Below are 17963 nucleotides of genomic sequence, written 5' to 3' on the forward strand. Positions count from 1 at the left end.
GACGTCTGTCGGAAGCCGGGAGGAAGCCGCTCCCCGGGGAATCCCCGCCCGGGCCGCGCCGGGACCGAGTGCGCCGGCGGGCGATCACCGTCCAGTCTGTCAGCCGTACGCACTCTGCGGAAGATCCTCCCGAGGGGCGGGCTGAAAACTCCAGCAGGAAAGGCAGTTGGTTGTCATACCCCGGCGTCTGCGGTATCCCTTGATCTCGAACCTGTCCGGTGCATGCTCACTTTCGGGAGTCGCGAATGACCGGCACACACTTCGCCGGCGGCCTCGTCACGACGGCGGCCGTGGGCATGGTGCGGTTGCCGTGCGATCGGTGGCTCGCCAATCGGCCGATCCACCGGAGCAGTTCGCGTACGCTCCTGCTCCCGGCGCCGGTTCCGGCGCGATTCCTGAACCTCGCGGAGGAACCGACCGGCAGCCCGGACGCGGGGCTCGCGGCCGTACTCGCGGTGCTGCTGCACCATTACACGGGCCAGCAGGACGTCCGGCTGGATCTCGACCGGGCGGAGGTGCGGATCGGCCTCGCGGAGAACGCCGGGCTGCGCCGGATCTGGCGCGAGGTGGACGGCCAACTGGCCGGTCGGCGTGCCGAAACGGCCGAAACCGACGTGCCTGAAACCGACGTGGCCGAAGCCGACGTGGCCGGAACCGAGGCCCCGCTCACCGTCCGGCTGCGGGCGGCCGAGAACAGCCCGGACGCCGTCCTGGAAGCCGCCTACGATCCGGCGCTGCTCGACGAGCCGACCGTCGCCCGGGTCCTGGAGCACGCCGCCCGACTGCTGGAGGCGCTGGTCACCGACCCCGACGGACCGGCCCGGCGCGCCCGGTTCGGCTCGGCGGAGGAGCGTGAGCGGATCCTCACCGACTGGAACGGGACGCGCACGCCCTACCCGGACTCGACCGTGGTGGCCGCCTTCGAGGAGCAGGTGCGGGCGACGCCGTCCGCGCCCGCCGTCGAGTTCGAGGGCGCCGTGCTCAGCTACGCCGAACTCGACCGGCGGGCGGGCCTGGTGAGCCGCCGGCTGCGGTCCGGCCAGGACTCCGGCTTCGTCGGCATCCACCTGGAGCGCTCGCTCGATCTGGTGGTGGCGATCCTCGGAGTGCTCAAGGCGGGGCTGGCCTACGTGCCGCTCGACCCCGAACTGCCCGCCGACCGGGTGCGCTACATGGTCGAGGACTCCGGCGCCCGCACCGTGCTGTGCCGCCCCGAGGACGTCGAGGCGCTCCGCGGCCACGGCGCCGACGCGATCACCGTCCAGCAGGCCGTCGAGGAGCCGGGGGAGGAGCCGGGGGAGGAGCCCGGGACCCGCCCGGAGATCACCGGCGACACCCCGATCTACCTGATCTACACCTCCGGCTCCACCGGCCGCCCCAAGGGCGTGCTGAACCGCCACGCGGGGGTGTTCAACACCGTCCACTGGCGCCGACAGCGCTTCGAACTCGGGCCGGACGACCGGGTGCTGCAGAAGACGCCGTTCGGATTCGACGTCTCCGCCTGGGAGTTCCTCTGGCCGCTGGTCTCCGGCGCCTGCCTGGTGGTCGCCCGTCCGGGCGGCCACCGGGACACCCGCTACCTCAAGCGGACCGTCCGGGACCGGCGCATCACCGTCCTCCACTTCGTGCCGTCCATGCTCGACGCCTTCCTGGAGGAGGACGAACTGGCCGCGCACTGCGCGAGCCTGCGCCTGGTGTTCGCCAGCGGCGAGGCGCTCGCCCCGCCGACGGTCCGGGCCTTCTTCGAGCGGCTGGACTGCGAGCTCCACAACCTCTACGGCCCCACCGAGGCGTCCATCGAGGTCTCGCACTGGCAGGCCGGGCCCGGGTTCGCCGGGCGCGACGTGCCGATCGGCCGCCCCATCGCCAACACCGCCCTGTACGTCGTCGACGAGCGGCTCGAACCGGTGCCGGTCGGCGCGGTGGGTGAGCTGTGCATCGGCGGCGTCCAGGTCGCGCTGGGCTACCACCGGCAGCCGGAACTGACCCGCGAACGGTTCGTCGCCGACCCCTTCACCCCCGGGGCCCGGCTGTACCGCACCGGCGACCTCGCCCGGTACCGCACCGACGGGCAGATCGAGTACCTCGGGCGGCTCGACGACCAGGTCAAGATCAGCGGCTTCCGGATCGAACCGGGCGAGATCGAGACCGTGCTGCGCGGGCTGCCGGGCGTCGGACAGGCCGCGGTGCTCCCGGTGGGGGAGGACGGCGCCCTACGGCTGGCGGCCTTCGTGGTGCCCGCGGACAACTCGTCCTTCGACCCCGAACCCCTCCGGTCCGCGCTCGCCCGGGCGCTGCCCGCCTCCATGGTGCCGAAGCAGTTCATCGCCCTCGCGGCGCTGCCCACCTCGACGAACGGCAAGCTCGACCGCCGTGCCCTGGCCGGGCTCGCCCGGCCGGCCGATCCGGGTCCGGTCCCCGCCGACGAAGCCGGGAACACCGGGAACGCCGAGGACGCCGAGGACGCCGGGAGCACCGAGGACGCCGGGTCCGAGGTGGAGACGACGCTGCGCGCGCTGTTCGCCCAGTCGCTGGGCGTCGCCGAGGTCGGCCTCCACGAGGACTACTTCGAACTGGGTGGCCACTCGCTGGCCGCCGTGAAGCTGGCGACCCGGATCCGGGCCGCGCTCGGAGTGGACCTCGACGTCTGGACCCTGTTCGACTTTCCCACCGTGGCCGAGCTGGCGCGCGAACTCGCCCGGCCGCTCTGACGAAGGACGCTCCCCATGACAGCATTACCCGCCCCCGGCCACGCCGCGGAGGACACCGACGACGCCGAGGATCCGGTGCGCGACCTGCTGGCCGCGGGCGCCGAGCGGCTCGCCCTCGACGACCCGGTGCTCCACCGCGTACTGGCCCGCGAGCAGGCCCGGCAGAACGCCACCCTGTCGTTGGTCGCCTCCTCCAGCGTGGTCGACCCCTCGGTGCTGGCCGCCCAGGCCTCCACCGCGGTGAACGTGACCGCGGAGGGCTACCCCGGCCGCCGCTACCACGCCGGCTGCGGCGTCATCGACGACATCGAGAGCCTGGCGATCGAGCGGGCCCTCAGCGTCTTCGGCGCCCGCTACGCCAACGTCCAGGCGCACTCGGCGACCACCGCCAACTACGCGGTGCTCTCCGCCCTGCTCGACCCGGGCGACACCCTGCTCGGGATGAACCTGGCCGAGGGCGGCCACCTGACCCACGGCAGCCCCGCCGCGTACGCCGGGCAGTACTTCGACGCCGTCGGCTACGGGCTGGACGCGAACGGGCTGATCGACTACGGCCAGGTCGCCGAACTGGCCCGGGAACACCGCCCCAAGGTGATCATCTGCGGGGCGACGGCCTACAGCCGGATCGTCGACTTCGCCCGCTTCCGGGCGGTCGCCGACGAGGTCGGCGCCTACCTGATGGCCGACATCTCGCACGTCGCCGGTCTGGTCGCGACCGGCCTGCACCCGAGCCCGGTCGACCACGCCCACATCACCACCGCCTGCACCCACAAGCAGCTGTTCGGCCCGCGCGGCGGCCTGATCCTGGTCGGCCGGGACCACGACGCCCCGGCGCCGAAGGGCAGCGGCGACCTCACCGCCTTCCTCCAGCGCGCGATCTTCCCGTACTACCAGGGCGCCCCGGCGCTCAACAGCATCGCGGCGAAGGCCCGCGCCCTGGCGATCGTGGCCACCCCGGCCTTCGCGGCCACCACCGAGCGGATCGTCGCCTTCTCCCGCGGCATGGCCGCCGAACTCGCCGAGCGCGGCTACCCGATCGTCTCCGGCGGGACGGACAACCACACCGTCCTGGTGGACCTGCGCGCCCGCGGCCTCAGCGGCCTGGTGGCCGAGGAGGCGCTGGAGGAGTGCGGGATCGTGGTCAACAAGAACCGGGTGCCGGGCGACACCACCCCGCCGCTGGTCGGCGGCGGCGTCCGGCTCGGCTCCAACAGCGCGGCCCACCGCGGGATGTCCGGGGCCGAGGCGGCGCGCTGCGCCGAGCTGATCGACACCGTGCTGTCCGCCGTCACCCCGCTCGGCCCGCGCGGCTACCAACTGCCCGACGACGTCCGCTACTCGGTCTCCTCCCAGGTCGCCGAACTGGCGGCCAAGTTCCCCCTGCCCGGATACACCACCACCTAGGCCGCCCGAAAAGCGCCCAGGTTCCTGGAAGGACACGCACATGAGCGAACTCGACGACGACCGCCGGCACCTGGTGGTCCTCAACGACGAGGAGCAGTACTCCGTCTGGCCGGCCGAGCGGGACGTCCCGGCCGGCTGGCGGGCGGAGGGCTTCGAGGGAACCCGCCAGGAGTGCCTGGACCACGTGTCCCGGGTGTGGACCGACATGCGGCCGCTGAGCCTGCGGCGGGCCATGGAGACCGCCCGGGGCTGACCGGCCCGGCGGACGACGCCGGAGGCCCGGGGCGGTGGGAACCGCCCCGGGCCTCCTGGTGCGCCGGACCTCGGCTCACTCGGCGCCGCTGCCCAGCCTCAGGGCGCGCATGGTGTCGGCCACCTCGCGGTGCAGCCCCGAGCCGCTGGCGGCGAACCGGTCCAGCACCCGCTGCTGGACCTCGGGGTCCTTCTCCTGGCTCAGCTTGAACATCACGTCGACCTTGGTCACCGTGAAGAAGAGGCCGCCGACCGCGCCGACGATCTGCCGGTGGTACTCCAGCGAGGGCGCGAGCGCCATTCTGTCGCCGAACCGGTTCTCCAGCGTCTGCGCGGTGGTGTGGACGATCGCCAGGGTCTCGTCGCCGTCGGCCAGTTCGACCGTGCCCTCCAGGTGGACCGCCACGTAGTTCCAGGTCGGCGCGACCATGTCGGCCGAGTACAGGGTCGGCGTGACGTAGCCGTTCGGGCCGTGGAAGACGAGCTTGGCCGGGCCGCCGCCGTCGGCGGCCAGCTGCTGCCAGTGCGGGTTGGCCCGGGTCAGGTGGGTCCACAGCCGCATGCCCGGCAGGGCGCCCCCGGGTTCGGCGTCCGGCGGCGCGATCACCGGGACGTGGGTGGCGTTCGGCACCGGCTCCCCGTTGCTGACGAGCACCGCGAGCGGATGCCGCTCGATGATCCGCAGCGGCCAGTCGTCCCCGTCCACCTGGTAGAGCTTCGGCGTGAACACTCGTCCTCCTCAATGTCAGCGGGTCAGCGGGTCAGCGGGATCAGCGGATGGGCGGCGCCGGGGGTCAGCCGGACAGCGCCTTGACGAGCATGTCGCCGATCTCGCCGGCCCGGACCGCGGACAGGGACAGCAGGGTCTCGGAGAGCCCGTGGCTGTGCTCGCCGAAGCCCTGGACGTAGATCCCGCAGCGCACGCTCTCGTCGGTCACCACCCGGTGCTCCCGGTCGAGCCGCAGCCGGCCCTCCTCGTCCAGCCCGCAGTGCGGCAGCAGACCGTCCAGGAAGACGACCGGATCGGTGCGGGTGTACCCGGTCGCGCACACCAGCGCCTGCGCCTCGATGACGGTGCTGGTGCCCGAGGACATCGATTCGACGTCGATCCGCAGGCCGTCCGGAGTTTCCGACACTTCGCGTACCCGGGAGACGTTGTGGAAATTCAGCCGGGGATTTCCGGCCACCTTTTCCAGATACGCCTGCCGGAACAGCGAGTGCAGGAGATCGGCGTCCACCACCGAGTAGTTGGTGGACGCGTGATAATCGATGAGGCGCTGCCGGACGCCGTCGGGCGCGGTGTGGAAGCGGTCCACCGCCTCGGGGTTGAACACCTGGTTCGCGAACGGGCTGTCGTCGGCGACGCTGAAGCCGTACCGGCCGTGCACCGAGTGGACCTGCGCCCGCGGGAAGCGCGCGTGCAGGTGCTCGATCGCCTCGGCGGCGCTCTGGCCCGAGCCCAGCACCACGAAGGAGCGCGGGTCCTGCGGGGCGATCCGCTCCACCTCGGGCAGGAACTCGGCGGTGTGCCAGATCCGCGGTGAGGCGGGCAGGTCGGCGGGCAGCCGCGGCTCGATGCCGGCGGCTATCACCAGGTTGCGGGCGCGCTGGACCTGCCGGGTGCCGTCGGGGGCGACGAAGAACAGGTCGAGGAACTCGACCCCCTGCTCGCCGGTGACCGGCTCGACCGACACCACCCGCGACCCGTACGAGACGAGGTCCGCGAAGCTCTCCGCGACCCACTCCAGGTAGTCGTGGAACTCCACGCGCAGCGGGTAGAAGGACTTGGTGTTGATGAAGTCCGCGAGCCGGCCCCTGGCCTGCAGGTAGCACAGGAACGAGTACGGACTGGTCGGGTTGCGCATGGTCACCAGGTCCTTGAGGTACGAGACCTGCATGGTCGCGCCCTCGATCAGCATGCCCCGGTGCCAGCCGAACCGCGGCTGGGCCTCGAAGAAGCGCGCGCTCACCGGTGCCTCGCCGGCGATCTCCGAGATGGCGGCCGCGAGGGCCAGGTTCGAGGGGCCGAAGCCGATTCCGGCCACGTCGACGATGCCGGTTCCGGCGACCACGCCGGAACGTTGCCGCTCACCCACGGACTTCCCTGCTCTCTCCCTTTTGGGGATGGCCTGTCTGCGTCGACGATCGGTCCGGTCGACCGATGGCGGTGGTCAGGGCAGCACGTTGCCGCGGTTCCTGATCACTACATGACAGTAGGAGCTGCCCCACCGGCAGTGCAAGCAATTGGGGGAAATCCCGATCGTGGGTGGGGAGTTGGCCTTCCTGCCGGACACCGATCCGGTTCACTCTTGACGGCGCATCGTCACGCTCAATAGCATCCGAAGCGTTCGAAGGTGGGCATAGACGTACCCCAAGTCGACGACTCGGCAAAAGAGTTCGTTACCGGCAATACGAACTCCATTCACTGACTTCTCGTCAAGGACCGACAAGGCCAAGGTTTCGCGCGAAGGGATCCGCGACCGCACCATGGTGGAATCACCGAGCACGACCGAGTCGGATCCCCCGCGGGGATGGACCCTCGCGAGCCGCTTCTCCGCCGTCGCGGCGGCCTCCCCGGAGGCGACCGCCGTCCGCAGCGAGGCCGGAGACCTCCGCTACGGCGAACTGGACGCGGCGGCCGACGCCCTCGCCGCTCGGCTGCGCGGGCGCGGTGTGCGGCGCGGCGACCGGGTCGGCGTGCTGCTGGAGCGCTCGCCCCGGCTGGTCGTCGCCCTGCTCGGCATCCTCAGGGCGGGCGCCGCGTACGTCGCCGTCGACCCGGGCGACCCGGTCGCCCGGCTGCGCACCGTCCTGGGCGACGCCGAGGTCGCGCTGGTGGTCACCGACGCGGCGCGACGCCCCGCGGTGGAGGGGGAGTTCCCGTACCTGGACGTCCAGGAGGACCCGGGCGCCGAGGCCTCGGCGCCCCCGGTCGAGCAGACCCCCGAGGACCTCGCCTACGTCGCCTACACCTCCGGCTCCACCGGCCGCCCCAAGGGCGTCTGCGTGCCGCACCGGGCCGTGCTGCGCCTGGTGCTGGACGCCGCGTTCCTGGGCGCCCGGGCCGACGACGTCTTCCTCCAGCTGGCCCCCGTCGCCTTCGACGCCTCCACCCTGGAGATCTGGGGCGCCCTGCTGAACGGCGGCTGCCTGGCCCTCGCCCCGGCCGGCCGGCTCGGCCCGGCGGAGATCGTCAAGACCGTCCGCGACACCGGCACCACCGTGCTGTTCCTCACCACGGCCCTGTTCCACCAGGCGGTGGAGGTCGGCCTGACCGAGCTGCCCGCCCTGCGCGCGCTGTACACCGGCGGCGAGGTGCTCTCCGCCGAACTGGTCGACCGCGCCGCCGCCGCCCTGCCCGGCACCCTGCTCTCGGCGGCCTACGGCCCCACCGAGAACACCACCTTCACCAGCACCCACCCCGTCCGCGAACCCCTCGGCGCCCGCGGCGTCCCGATCGGCCGGCCGATCGACGGCACCGGCATGGTCGTCCTCGACGAGCGGCTGGAGCCGGTGCCCGACGGCACCGTCGGCCGGCTCTTCGTCAACGGCGCCGGCCTCGCCCACGGCTACCTCGGACTGCCCGGTCTGACCGCCGACCGCTTCCTCCCCGACCCGTACGCGAGCACCCCCGGGGCCAGGATGTACGACACCGGGGACCTCGCCCTGCGGGCCGCCGACGGCGTCTTCGAGTTCGCCGGGCGCGCCGACGGCCAGCTCAAGGTCAACGGCGTCCGGATCGAGTCCGAGGACATCGAGGACCGGCTGCGCCGCCACCCGGACGTCCGGGACGCCGCCGTCGTCCTCCAGGACCACGGCCCCGGCGACCGCCGGCTGGTCGCCTTCTACAGCGGCCCGTACGCCGTCTCCTCGGTGGAGCTGCGCCGGGGGCTGGCCGAGGACCTCCCGGCCACGATGATCCCCTCCGCCCTGGTCTGGGTCGACCGGCTGCCGCTCAAGGCCAACGGCAAGGTCGACCGGGCCGCCCTCGCCGCCCGGCGCGGCCGCAGCCGCCCGGACGGCGAGGTGCCCTACCGCGAGCCCGGCGACGAGATCGAGCGCCGGCTCGCCGTGCTCTGGCAGGAGATCCTGGACGTCGAACCGGTCGGCGTCGACGACGACTTCTTCGACCTCGGCGGGCACTCGCTGACCGCCAGCCGGATCACCCGGGAGATCGCCGCCGAGTTCGGGGCGGTGATCCGGGCCCGGGCCTTCTACCGCAATCCCACCGTGGCCGGCCTGGCGGAACACATCAGGGCCCAGCGGCCGGAGCCGGCCGCCGATGCCCGGTCGGCCCCGGCCGCTGCACCGGTGCCGAGCCCTGCAACGGCACCGTCCGCCACCGAGGCCGCGCAGTGAGGATCACCGCCCCCGGCGACACGCGGGAGCACGGCACCGACCGGGTCGACCCCGAGCACGTCGACCTGAGCGACCCCCACTTCTACGCCACCGGGGACCCGCACGCCGTCTGGCGGCACTACCGGCACAGGGCCCCGGTGACCAGGCTCGCGGTGCCCAGCGGCCGCACCTACGTCTCCGTCACCACGCACGCCGAGACCAGCACCGTCCTGCGCGACCACGCGCGGTACACCTCCCGGCGCGGCAACATGCTGTCCGTCCTCGGCGAGCAGGACCCGGCGGCCGACCGGATGATGGTCGCCAGCGACCCGCCCGTCCACGGCTACCTGCGCCGGCCCGTCGCCCAGGCGCTCTCCGCGCGCGAACTCGCCGCCCGCCGCCCGGCCGTCCGCCGGATGGCCCGGCTGCTGCTGGAACCCCTGACGGGCGGTGAACCCTGGGACCTCGCGGCGGCGGTGACCGCCTTCCCGATGATGTTCACCGGCGCCCTGATGGGCCTGCCCGAGGCCGACTGGCCCGAACTGGCCAGGCTCACCACGGTCGCGATCGCCCCCGCCGACCCGTCCTCCCGGGACGACCCGGGCGGCCACCAGCTGGTCTCCGCCCACCACGAACTCTTCGACTACTTCGCCGAGGTGGCGGCCGCGCGCACCCCGCGCGAGGACCTGATCGGCCTGCTCCAGCAGCTCACCGTCGGGGACCGGACGATCCGGCTCGACGAGGTCATCTACAACTGCTACAACCTGCTGCTCGGCGCCAACGTCACCGCCCCGCACGTCATCGCGACCACGGTGAACGCTTTCCTGGAGCACCCGGAGCAGTACCGGAAGGTGCTCGACGGCGGGGCCACCGTCGCCTCCGCCGTCGAGGAGGGCCTGCGCTGGGCCTCCCCGGCCACCCACGCCATGCGCTACGCCACCGAGGACACCCGGCTCGGCGGCGAACCGGTGCGGGCCGGGGAAGCGGTGGTCGCCTGGCTGGGATCGGCGAACCGGGACGAGAGCGTCTTCGACGAGCCGTACCGCTTCGACGTCGCCCGGACCCCCAACCGGCACGTCGCCTTCGGGTTCGGGCCGCACTACTGCGTCGGCGCCCCGCTCGCCCGGATCGCCCTGGCCGAGTTCTTCACCGAGGTCACCGAACTGGTGGAGCGGTTCGAACCGGCCGGCCCGGTCGAGCACCTGGCCTCCAACTTCATCGCCGGGATCAAGCACCTGCCGGTGACCGCCCGGCTGCGCTGACCGCCCGCCCGGACCCGGGCACCCGAGAAACGACGCACCACGCAACGAGAGGACCCTCCCGCCGTGATCGAGATGCGCAGTGACACCTTCACACTGCCGACGCCCGAGATGCTCACCGCGATGACCGAGGCGGAGCTCGGCGACGACGTCTACGGCGAGGACCCGACGGTCAACGAGCTCGAACGCCGCTCCGCCGAACTGACCGGCAAGGAGGCGGCCTGCTTCTTCCCCAGCGGCACCATGGCCAACCTGGCCTCGATCATGGCCCACGCGCCGCGCGGCACCAAGGCCGTGGTCGGCAGCGAGAGCGACATCTGGCTGTACGAAGCGGGCGGCGCCTCGGTCTGCGGCGGGGTCGTCTACGAGCCGGTGCCGAACCAGCCGGACGGCACGATCGCGCCGGCCGACCTCGCCGCCGCCTTCCCCGCCGACCCGGACGACCCGCAGTTCGCGCTGCCCTCGCTGATCTGCCTGGAGAACACCCACAACCGCTGCGGCGGCGTGGTGCTGCCGCTCGACTACCTGGCCGAGGTGCGCCGCTTCGCGGACGAGCGCGGGGTCGCGGTGCACCTGGACGGCGCCCGGGTGGTCAACGCGGCGATCGCCGCCGGGGTCGAGGTTTCGGAGATCACCGCGCACGTCGACTCGGTGCAGTTCTGCCTCTCCAAGGGCCTGGGCGCGCCGGTCGGCTCGATGGTGGCCGGCAGCGCGGAGTTCGTCGGGAAGGTCCGCCGGCTGCGCAAGATGCTCGGTGGCGGGATGCGCCAGGTCGGGCTGCTGGCGGCCGCCGCCCTGGTCGCCCTGGACACCCGGGACCGGCTCGCCGAGGACCACGCCAACGCCCGGCGGCTGGCCGAGGGGCTGGCGCTGATCCCCGGCGTGGAGATGGACCTCGACACGGTCAAGACCAACATCGTGATCTTCAAGGTCACCGACGAGCGCTTCACCTGGCGCACCTTCCTGGCCTCGGTGGAGCAACACGGCCTGGCGGTCACCGAGTTCGGCCACGGCCGGATCCGCGCGGTGGTCCACAACGGGGTGGGCGCCGAGGACGTGGACGCCGCCGTCGGCATCGTGGCCAGGGTGCTCAAGGAGGGCCCGACGGCCGGCTGAACGGCCGCCGGGGCGCCGCGGGCGGCGGGTCACGCCGTCCGCAGCACCTGCTCCACGAACGCGTCCAGGTTGGCGACCGTACGGGAGACCTGCTCCTCCAGCGTCAGGGACTCCTCCGGCCGGCTCACCGAGGCCGACCGGCGCTTGCCGCGCACGTACAGCGAGCAGCCGAGGTCCGCGCAGATGTAGGTGCCGACGGTGTTCCCCTCGCGCCCGGCCGCACCGGCCCGCCGGGCGGAGAGCAGTGCCACCCCGCTGCCGCCGTGGATGGTGATGCACAGCGAGCAGACGTTGGTCTTGGTCAGGCTGCGCCGGACGTTCGGCGCGCGCAGCGTGATCCCCACCAGGCCGTCGCCCCGGAGGGCGACCAGGTAGCCGCGGTCGGGCGCGCCCGGATCCCGCCAGCCCAGGAAGTCCAGGTCGTCCCAGGGGAGTTCGGGCAGGTTGCGGGGACTGCTGAGCCTGCGCGCCTCCCCCTTCGAGCAGTTGACGAAGGACTCACGAATCTCGTTCTCGGCAAGTGGACGCATCCGTCAGAGCCTAGTTGACCTCCGGGCGGGAGACCCCCGCCCTCCCCGAAATCCACCGGCGCAGAGGAGACCTCTGTGTCCGTAGGCGGCAGTCAGCCCGAGCCGGCCTGCAGCTCGGGCGGTTGCGGTTCGTTGACCGACCGCGGACCGGCGTCGTACGGTGAACGGGGCCGCCGTTCCGATCCGTCCGACCGAACTCGTAGCGGTCGCCGGAGGAGAGAGCAGCAGCCGTGAAGCGCCAGGAGTCCGCAGCGCCGATGCGCGCCGACGCGCGCCGCAACCGGGCCCGGGTGCTGGAGGCCGCGCAGGCCGCCTTCGCCACCGACGGCCTGCTGGTCCCGCTGGACGAGATCGCCCGCCGGGCCGGGGTCGGCGCCGGGACGGTGTACCGGCACTTCCCCACCAAGGAGGCGCTGTTCGACGCCGTCATCCTGAACCGGATGGAGGGCCTGGTGCGGCTGGGCCGCGAACTGGCCGGCGCCGGGCGGGACGACGAGGCGCTCTTCGAGTTCATCACCCACCTGACGCGGGAGAGCGCGGCCAAGAAGGACCTGATCGACGCGCTCGCGGGCGCCGGCGTCGACGTCTCGGCGAACCTGGCCGAGGTCAACCGCGAGCTGCGGTCGGCGATCGAGGACCTGCTGGCGCGGGGTCAGCTGGTCGGCGCCGTCCGCTCGGACATCGACATCGACGCGCTGATGGCGCTGCTGCGCGGCGTCGTCCTGGCGGGGAACCGGGAGCCGGGCGACCGACCGCTGATGGAGCGCGTGCTGACCGTCCTGTGCGACGGACTGCGGGCAGGCTCGGCCCGCTGACCCGCTGACCCGCTGACCCGCGGCCGCGCCGCGGGCGGATCCCGTCATTGCCCAACCCCACCTGCCGTTCCGGCACTTGGGGCGCTTCGTGCTGCCCGGACCGCACCGTGGACAACCGGGGCGGGCGTTCCGTATATTCGAAACGGGGCGGTCGTTCCGGTTGATCGGGCATTCCCGGCGGCGCCCCCTGCCTTCCCCCACTTTCTCCGATCAGTACGGGAGTTCCGATGTCCGAGCAGCAACAGCAGTCCGCCGTCGAGGTCTTCCAGCGCTTCCTGGAGGCCTCGGTGAACAACGACTGGGACGCGGTGGCCGACAGCTACGCCGAGGACGTCGTCGTGGAGATGCCGTTCGCCCCGCCGGGCGTTCCGGCCGCCACCCGGGGCCGCGAGGCGCTGCGCGCCGGCTTCCACCGCGCCGCCGGGCTCCGCCGGTTCACCGGCTCCTCGGACGTCGTCATCACCCGCAGCGACGACCCCGAGGTGATCTTCGCCGAGTACCGGCTCCTGGGCACCGCGACGGCGACCGGCAGGGACTTCGCCTCCCGCTACGTCATGCGGATCACCGTCCGCGACGGCCTGATCGTGCACTCCCGCGACTACGGCAACCCGATCGCCGGTGCCGCGGCGCTGGGCCGGATCCCCGAACTGATCGCCGCACTGACGGGCGGCCAGGACGGCTGAGCGCCTGCGCCGGCCGCCGTCGGCGCCCGGTAGGGCGCGAACCGGGCGGGCGTGCGCCGGGCGTGACGTTCACGAATCAATGACAGCGGGTAGTCGACAGGGTGCGAGAGGTAGCCGAGTGGGGGGTGATGCAGGGAGCGACGATGCCGGAACACGAGGAGCGGGGCGCGCGGGCCGAGGCGGAGGGCCCGGCCGGTCGGCGGGTGCCGCCGCAGGGCGGACGCGGCGAGGCCGCCGACGCCGAGGAGGGCGGTTCCTGGAGACCACCCGGGCCGCCGGAGCCAGGGGGGGACGTCGATCCGGCGGTGCGCTGGCCCGACCTCATGCTGCCGCTGCTGCGCACCCCGACCTCCGCCCGCCCGCTGGTCGGTGGCGGCCACCGCGACGCCGACGGTCTGCCGGGCCCGGCCGAGGTGGCCGCGGCGGTGGATCTGGCGCTGCTGGTGGGTGAGTTGATGCTGGCCTGCGGAGAGGCGGCGGAGGGGGTCGAGGCGGCGATGCTCGCCGTGGCGCGGACGTACCGGGCCGGGCCCTGCGATCCCCAGGTCACCTTCACCCGGGTCGCGATCTCCTACCAGCAGGGCCCCGGGGAGCCGCCGGTGACGGCCGAGCGGACGGTGCACCACCCCGCCGGCGACTACGCGGGGCTCGCCGCGCTGTTCCGGCTGGTCACCCAGATCACCGCGGGCGGCCTCGCGGTGGACGCCGCCCACCGGAGGCTGCGGGCCGTGCGCCGGCACTCCCGCCACTACCCGGCCTGGGCGATGGTGCTGTCCGCCGGCCTGCTGGCCGGGGTCGCGACGCTGTTGATCGGCGGCCGGTCCGACGCCCGGGCCTGGCTGGTGTTCGTCAGCGCGGTGGTGGCGGCGATGGCCGGGCACCGGCTGGCGGCGCTGGTGGGGCGGCACGACCTGCCGGAGTTCTACCGGATCGCGGCGGCCGCGACCCCGGCCGCGGTGGTCGGCATCCTGATGTCCTTCAACCAGCTGCACCTGCGCGGCTCCGTGGTGATCACCGGCGGGCTGTACGCCCTGCTGCCCGGCTGGCCGATGGTGGCGGCGGTGCAGGACGGCCTCGCGGGCTTCTACCTCACCGCCGCCGCCCGGCTGCTGGAAGTCGTGTACCTGCTGGCGGGCGTGGTCGTCGGGGTGATGACGGTGCTCTACTTCGGCGTCAACAACGGCGCCGACCTCGCCGCCCAGAGCGTGCCGACCTCGCTGTCCAACCCGCCGCTCCAGCTGGCCGCGGCGATCCTGCTCGCCCTGACCTTCGCGGTGCTGCTCAACACCGAGGCGGCCACGCTGCCGGCCGTCCTGATCAACAGCACGGCCGGCTGGACGACGTACGCCGTGCTGGTCGACGCCGGCGGGGAGCCGATCATGGCGACCGGGCTGGCCGCCGTGCTGGTGGGCCTGTCCGGCCAGCTGATGGCCCGCTACCGGGGCAGTTCCGCACTGCCGTTCGTCACCGCCGCCCTGGGACCGCTGCTGCCCGGTTCGCTGCTGTACTTCGGGCTGCTGGCCTTCGTCCGGGGCGAACCGGAGACCGGGCTCAGCGGCCTGGGGCGGGCCACGGCCACCGCGATGGCCCTCGCGATCGGCGTGAACCTGGGCCGCGAGGCGGCCCGGCTGTTCCTCCCGGCCACCGGGGCGCCCCCGCCCGCCCGCCGACGCGGGGGCCGCCACCGCCGCTGAGCTCCGCCCGGCGCGCGGCCGGCCCGCCGACGGGATCCGTACGCCCGGAGCGCGCATGAACGCGCGGGACGCGGTTAGAGGAGTGGGGCAACGACCCCGATCGGAAGGATCCGCCGTGGCCGACCTCTCCCGCCCGCTGCCCGCCGCCCCCGCGCGCCACCGGAGCCCCCAGCCAGGAGGTGCCTGCCACACCTCCGAGGGCGCGGCCCCCTTCCTCCCGGCCCCCGCGCGCCGCATCACGGCGAAGGACGCCAAGGAACGGGAGGAGGCGGCGAAGGCCGTCTGCGCGGGCTGCGCGGTCCGGGTGGAGTGCCGCCGGCACGCGCTCGCGGTGCGGGAGCCGTACGGCGTCCGGGGTGGGCTGACCGCGGCGGAGCGCCGCGCCCTGTTCACCGCCGATGCCACCCCGACGGCCGCCTGACGAGCGCGCTGAGCGTCGCCGACCCAGGTCGGAGGCCGGTCGCGGGTTTGGTTGTCCCGTGCGGCGGTAGACGCGGCTCATGGGCACGGTCGGAGAAGTGACGGCTCCGCCGCCCAGGGGCGGCTCCGACGCCGTGCGCCGCAGCCGGCCTTCCCGACCTCCGTCCCCACGACCCTCAGGGAGGACATCGTGATCATCCTCGGCGTCATCCTGCTCATCGTCGGCTTCCTGCTCGGGATTTCGATTCTGTGGACGATCGGCATCGTCCTGGTCGTCATCGGCCTGATCCTGTGGATCCTGGGGGCGGTCGGACACGCGGTCGGCGGCCGCCGCCACTACTACTGACCGGCTGGAACGCACTCGCGCCGGTACGGACCTGCCGTCCGTACCGGCGCGAGCGCGTTCACGTCCTCCCGAGGACGGCCCCGACTCAGGGCGCCACGGCGTCCGCCGCGGGCGGTTCCGGTTCCTCGTCGTCACCGTCCGTGCCGCCCTTGCGGCGGACGTCGGCCGGGGTGGGGGCCGTGATCGAGCGTTCCTCGGCGGACCGCTCCCGGTCCCCGACCTGCCCCCGCGCCTTCTCCCGGACATCCGCCGGGGTGGGGGCAGTGATCGAACGTTCCTCGGCGGACCGTTCCTGGGCCGGTTCGTCCGGCTGGGTCCCGTTCTCGTCGCGCGTGGTCATGGGTTCCTCCCTTTCGAGGCTGTCCGGGCCTGTCCGGGCCTGCCCGGGTCCGTCCGGGTCGTCGGCGAACGGACGACCAGACGGGTGCCCCGAAACCCGGTCCCGAACCGGGCGCCCGGTGACCACGCGCCGGAATCCACCCGGTCAGGCGACGGCGTCCGGCTCCAGGCCGTCCACCGCCGACCCGGGCCTCGGCTGGAGATCGGCCGCGGTGCCGGTGCGGACGAGTGCCTCCTGCAGCCGTCGTACGGCGCCCTCGGCGTCGGCGAGCTCCTCGGGGCCCGGCACCACGGTGCCGAAGGCCTGCCGCCGCTCGGCGGGCAGGGAACGCCAGGACAGCACGGGCGCCAGCACGGTGCTGGCCCGGGCGAGGAACCAGGCCAGCTGCCCGTGGGTACGGGCGATGCCGAGGGCGAGGACGGCGAGCGCCTCGCGCAGGTGCTCCAGGCGGTCCATGACGGGCAGCGGCTCCGCCCCGGCCTCGGCCCCGAGCGCCTGCGCGAGGCCCTCGGCGGTCTTCCGGGCCAGCGCGGCGTCATGCGCGGCGAGATCCCACAGGCCGTCCCGGAACTGTCGTTCGGCCTCCGCGGCGAGCGCCGCGACCTGCGCACCCATGCCCGGACCCGGGCGGGGGTGGCGGGCGGACGGCGTGTTGCGCGGGGTCATGGCGGCCCTCTCGGTGGGGAACGGCGCCAGGGCAGGCGCTGCTCCCACCGTGGTGCACCGTCGTGAGCGCCCGCAGCTCCGGGAACGAAGTGACCCGCCCGGAAGGCCGCCCGAACGAAGCCGGTCCGGCCCGGAACCGGTGACCGGCTTTCGGTCGCGTCGAGGGGCGCGTAGCCTCGGCACGTTCACGCAGGCCGGCATGGATGCAGACGGACGGGTGGCGATGACGGTGGAGGAGCTGTCCTTCGACAGTACGAGCGCGGAGGCCACGGAGGAGTTCCTGTCCACCGCCTACACGCCGATGCGGATCGGCAAGTCGGTGGCGGACGCCAGGACCCGGATCAGCCGCAGGTCGGCGGGCTCGCTCAGCGTGGACCGGCTGTCCTTCGGCTACGACATGGCCTACGACGCCGGGAGCCTCGGCCGGGTGTGCCTGCTCAGCATCCACTCCGGCACGGTCGCCGACCTGAGCGGGGCGGACGGGACGGACCGGGAGCAGGTCTTCGGCCCCGGCGAGACCTTCCTGGTCGCCCCGCCGGACGCCCCGTACCGCGGTGAGGTCCGATCGGCCCGCTACACCATCGCCATGTTCGACACCGCGCTGCTGGACGCCGTGGCGCCGGCCGGCGGCGACGGGAACGCCCCGGTGCGGCTGACCGGGCTCCGGCCCGTGAGCGAGGCGGCGAACCGGCAGCTGGGCGCCGCGGTCGCCTACGTGCGCGACCACGTGCTGGCCGACCCGGCCGCCTGCGAGAGCGAGCTGCTGGTCTCCACCGCCGCCCAGCACCTGGCGGCGGCGGCCCTGGTGGCCCTGCCCCACACCGGGCGCACCGACCCCGTCCCCGCCGACCGGACCGACGCCACACCCGGCGCCCTGCGCCGGGCGATCGCCTTCATCGAGGCGAACGCCGACCGGGAGGTGTCCCTCGCGGACATCGCCACGGCCGCCTTCGTCACCCCGAGGGCCCTGCAGTACGCCTTCCGCCGGCACCTGGACACCACCCCGCTCGGCTACCTGCGCCGGGTGCGGCTGGACGCGGCCCACCGGGACCTGCTGGCCGCGGACCCGGCGACCGCCACGGTGACCGGGATCGCGATGCACTGGGGCTTCGCCCACCCCGGCCACTTCGCCGGCCTGTACCGCGCCGCGTACCGGCGGACGCCGGGGGAGACCCTGCGCCGGCGGGACTGAGTGCCGCACGTGCGGGACCGGGCGCCGCCCGCGGACCGTGCGCGATCAGGCCGCGTCATCGGCCGGGAGGATCTCGAAGACGGTGTCGCTCCCGGCGGCGCGCAGCAGCCGGGACGTCTGGGCCCGCGGCGCAGCGACGGGAACGAAGCCGCGGGTCACCACGACGAAACCGGACGTGCCGACCGGTCCGGCCGGTC

At 73.7% G+C, this 17963-nt stretch carries 17 protein-coding genes; 12 read left to right on the forward strand and 5 right to left on the reverse strand.

The features are described 5' to 3' along the window. The first annotated feature begins 245 nt into the window (after positions 1-245). The 3 genes from ACZ6Z8_RS14025 to ACZ6Z8_RS14035 are packed head-to-tail and all read left to right on the forward strand — an operon-like array spanning position 246 to position 4368. Positions 246-2711: a non-ribosomal peptide synthetase gene (locus ACZ6Z8_RS14025; RefSeq protein ID WP_465609401.1), complete on the forward strand. Its 2466-nt coding sequence runs from the start codon at positions 246-248 to the stop codon at positions 2709-2711. A gap of 15 nt (positions 2712-2726) precedes the next feature. Continuing rightward, positions 2727-4115 (forward strand): serine hydroxymethyltransferase, encoded by a 1389-nt coding sequence (locus tag ACZ6Z8_RS14030; protein WP_465609403.1) that lies wholly within the window; start codon positions 2727-2729, stop codon positions 4113-4115. Between the two features lie 40 nt (positions 4116-4155). Then, positions 4156-4368 (forward strand): MbtH family protein, encoded by a 213-nt coding sequence (locus ACZ6Z8_RS14035; RefSeq protein ID WP_465609405.1) that lies wholly within the window; start codon positions 4156-4158, stop codon positions 4366-4368. A gap of 75 nt (positions 4369-4443) precedes the next feature. On the opposite strand, the gene ACZ6Z8_RS14040 is transcribed toward ACZ6Z8_RS14035, so the two are convergent. Continuing rightward, positions 4444-5097: an FMN-binding negative transcriptional regulator gene (locus tag ACZ6Z8_RS14040; RefSeq protein WP_465609407.1), complete on the reverse strand. Its 654-nt coding sequence runs from the start codon at positions 5095-5097 to the stop codon at positions 4444-4446. A gap of 64 nt (positions 5098-5161) precedes the next feature. Next, complete coding sequence (locus tag ACZ6Z8_RS14045) at positions 5162-6439, reverse strand: lysine N(6)-hydroxylase/L-ornithine N(5)-oxygenase family protein (RefSeq protein WP_465609409.1); 1278 nt, start codon at positions 6437-6439, stop codon at positions 5162-5164. Between the two features lie 415 nt (positions 6440-6854). Here ACZ6Z8_RS14045 and ACZ6Z8_RS14050 point away from each other — a divergent pair, with 415 nt between their 5' ends. From ACZ6Z8_RS14050 to ACZ6Z8_RS14060, 3 genes are all read left to right on the forward strand, one after another. Further along, positions 6855-8726 (forward strand): non-ribosomal peptide synthetase, encoded by a 1872-nt coding sequence (locus ACZ6Z8_RS14050; protein WP_465609411.1) that lies wholly within the window; start codon positions 6855-6857, stop codon positions 8724-8726. Continuing rightward, complete coding sequence (locus tag ACZ6Z8_RS14055; protein WP_465609413.1) at positions 8723-9967, forward strand: cytochrome P450; 1245 nt, start codon at positions 8723-8725, stop codon at positions 9965-9967. The genes ACZ6Z8_RS14050 and ACZ6Z8_RS14055 overlap by 4 nt, the downstream gene beginning before the upstream one ends. Before the next feature lie 72 nt (positions 9968-10039). Beyond that, complete coding sequence (locus ACZ6Z8_RS14060; protein ID WP_465609855.1) at positions 10040-11080, forward strand: GntG family PLP-dependent aldolase; 1041 nt, start codon at positions 10040-10042, stop codon at positions 11078-11080. A gap of 29 nt (positions 11081-11109) precedes the next feature. On the opposite strand, the gene ACZ6Z8_RS14065 is transcribed toward ACZ6Z8_RS14060, so the two are convergent. Then, a complete protein-coding gene (locus ACZ6Z8_RS14065; RefSeq protein ID WP_465609415.1) occupies positions 11110-11610 on the reverse strand; it encodes an FBP domain-containing protein in 501 nt (166 codons plus the stop codon). 230 nt (positions 11611-11840) lie between these two features. On the opposite strand from ACZ6Z8_RS14065, the gene ACZ6Z8_RS14070 reads away from it, so the two are divergent. From ACZ6Z8_RS14070 to ACZ6Z8_RS14090, 5 genes are all read left to right on the forward strand, one after another. Further along, complete coding sequence (locus tag ACZ6Z8_RS14070) at positions 11841-12425, forward strand: TetR/AcrR family transcriptional regulator (protein ID WP_465609417.1); 585 nt, start codon at positions 11841-11843, stop codon at positions 12423-12425. Positions 12426-12652: 227 nt separating this feature from the next. Beyond that, positions 12653-13108 (forward strand): nuclear transport factor 2 family protein, encoded by a 456-nt coding sequence (locus ACZ6Z8_RS14075; RefSeq protein WP_465609419.1) that lies wholly within the window; start codon positions 12653-12655, stop codon positions 13106-13108. 143 nt (positions 13109-13251) lie between these two features. Next, complete coding sequence (locus ACZ6Z8_RS14080; RefSeq protein WP_465609421.1) at positions 13252-14802, forward strand: threonine/serine exporter family protein; 1551 nt, start codon at positions 13252-13254, stop codon at positions 14800-14802. A 115-nt stretch (positions 14803-14917) separates the two neighbouring features. Beyond that, complete coding sequence (locus tag ACZ6Z8_RS14085) at positions 14918-15223, forward strand: WhiB family transcriptional regulator (RefSeq protein WP_465609423.1); 306 nt, start codon at positions 14918-14920, stop codon at positions 15221-15223. A 189-nt stretch (positions 15224-15412) separates the two neighbouring features. Continuing rightward, positions 15413-15568: a DUF6131 family protein gene (locus tag ACZ6Z8_RS14090; RefSeq protein WP_465609425.1), complete on the forward strand. Its 156-nt coding sequence runs from the start codon at positions 15413-15415 to the stop codon at positions 15566-15568. An 85-nt stretch (positions 15569-15653) separates the two neighbouring features. On the opposite strand, the gene ACZ6Z8_RS14095 is transcribed toward ACZ6Z8_RS14090, so the two are convergent. Both ACZ6Z8_RS14095 and ACZ6Z8_RS14100 read right to left on the reverse strand, forming a co-directional pair. Continuing rightward, positions 15654-15908 carry a hypothetical protein gene (locus tag ACZ6Z8_RS14095; protein WP_465609427.1) on the reverse strand — a complete coding sequence of 85 codons (255 nt, stop codon included), beginning with the start codon at positions 15906-15908 and terminating at the stop codon, positions 15654-15656. Positions 15909-16052: 144 nt separating this feature from the next. Beyond that, complete coding sequence (locus tag ACZ6Z8_RS14100) at positions 16053-16574, reverse strand: hypothetical protein (protein ID WP_465609429.1); 522 nt, start codon at positions 16572-16574, stop codon at positions 16053-16055. Between the two features lie 199 nt (positions 16575-16773). Here ACZ6Z8_RS14100 and ACZ6Z8_RS14105 point away from each other — a divergent pair, with 199 nt between their 5' ends. Beyond that, positions 16774-17766, forward strand: a complete 993-nt coding sequence (locus ACZ6Z8_RS14105) for a helix-turn-helix domain-containing protein (protein WP_465609431.1) — start codon at positions 16774-16776, stop codon at positions 17764-17766. The last annotated feature ends 197 nt before the right edge of the window (positions 17767-17963 follow it).

The organism is Kitasatospora sp. NPDC101108, assembly GCF_055584725.1.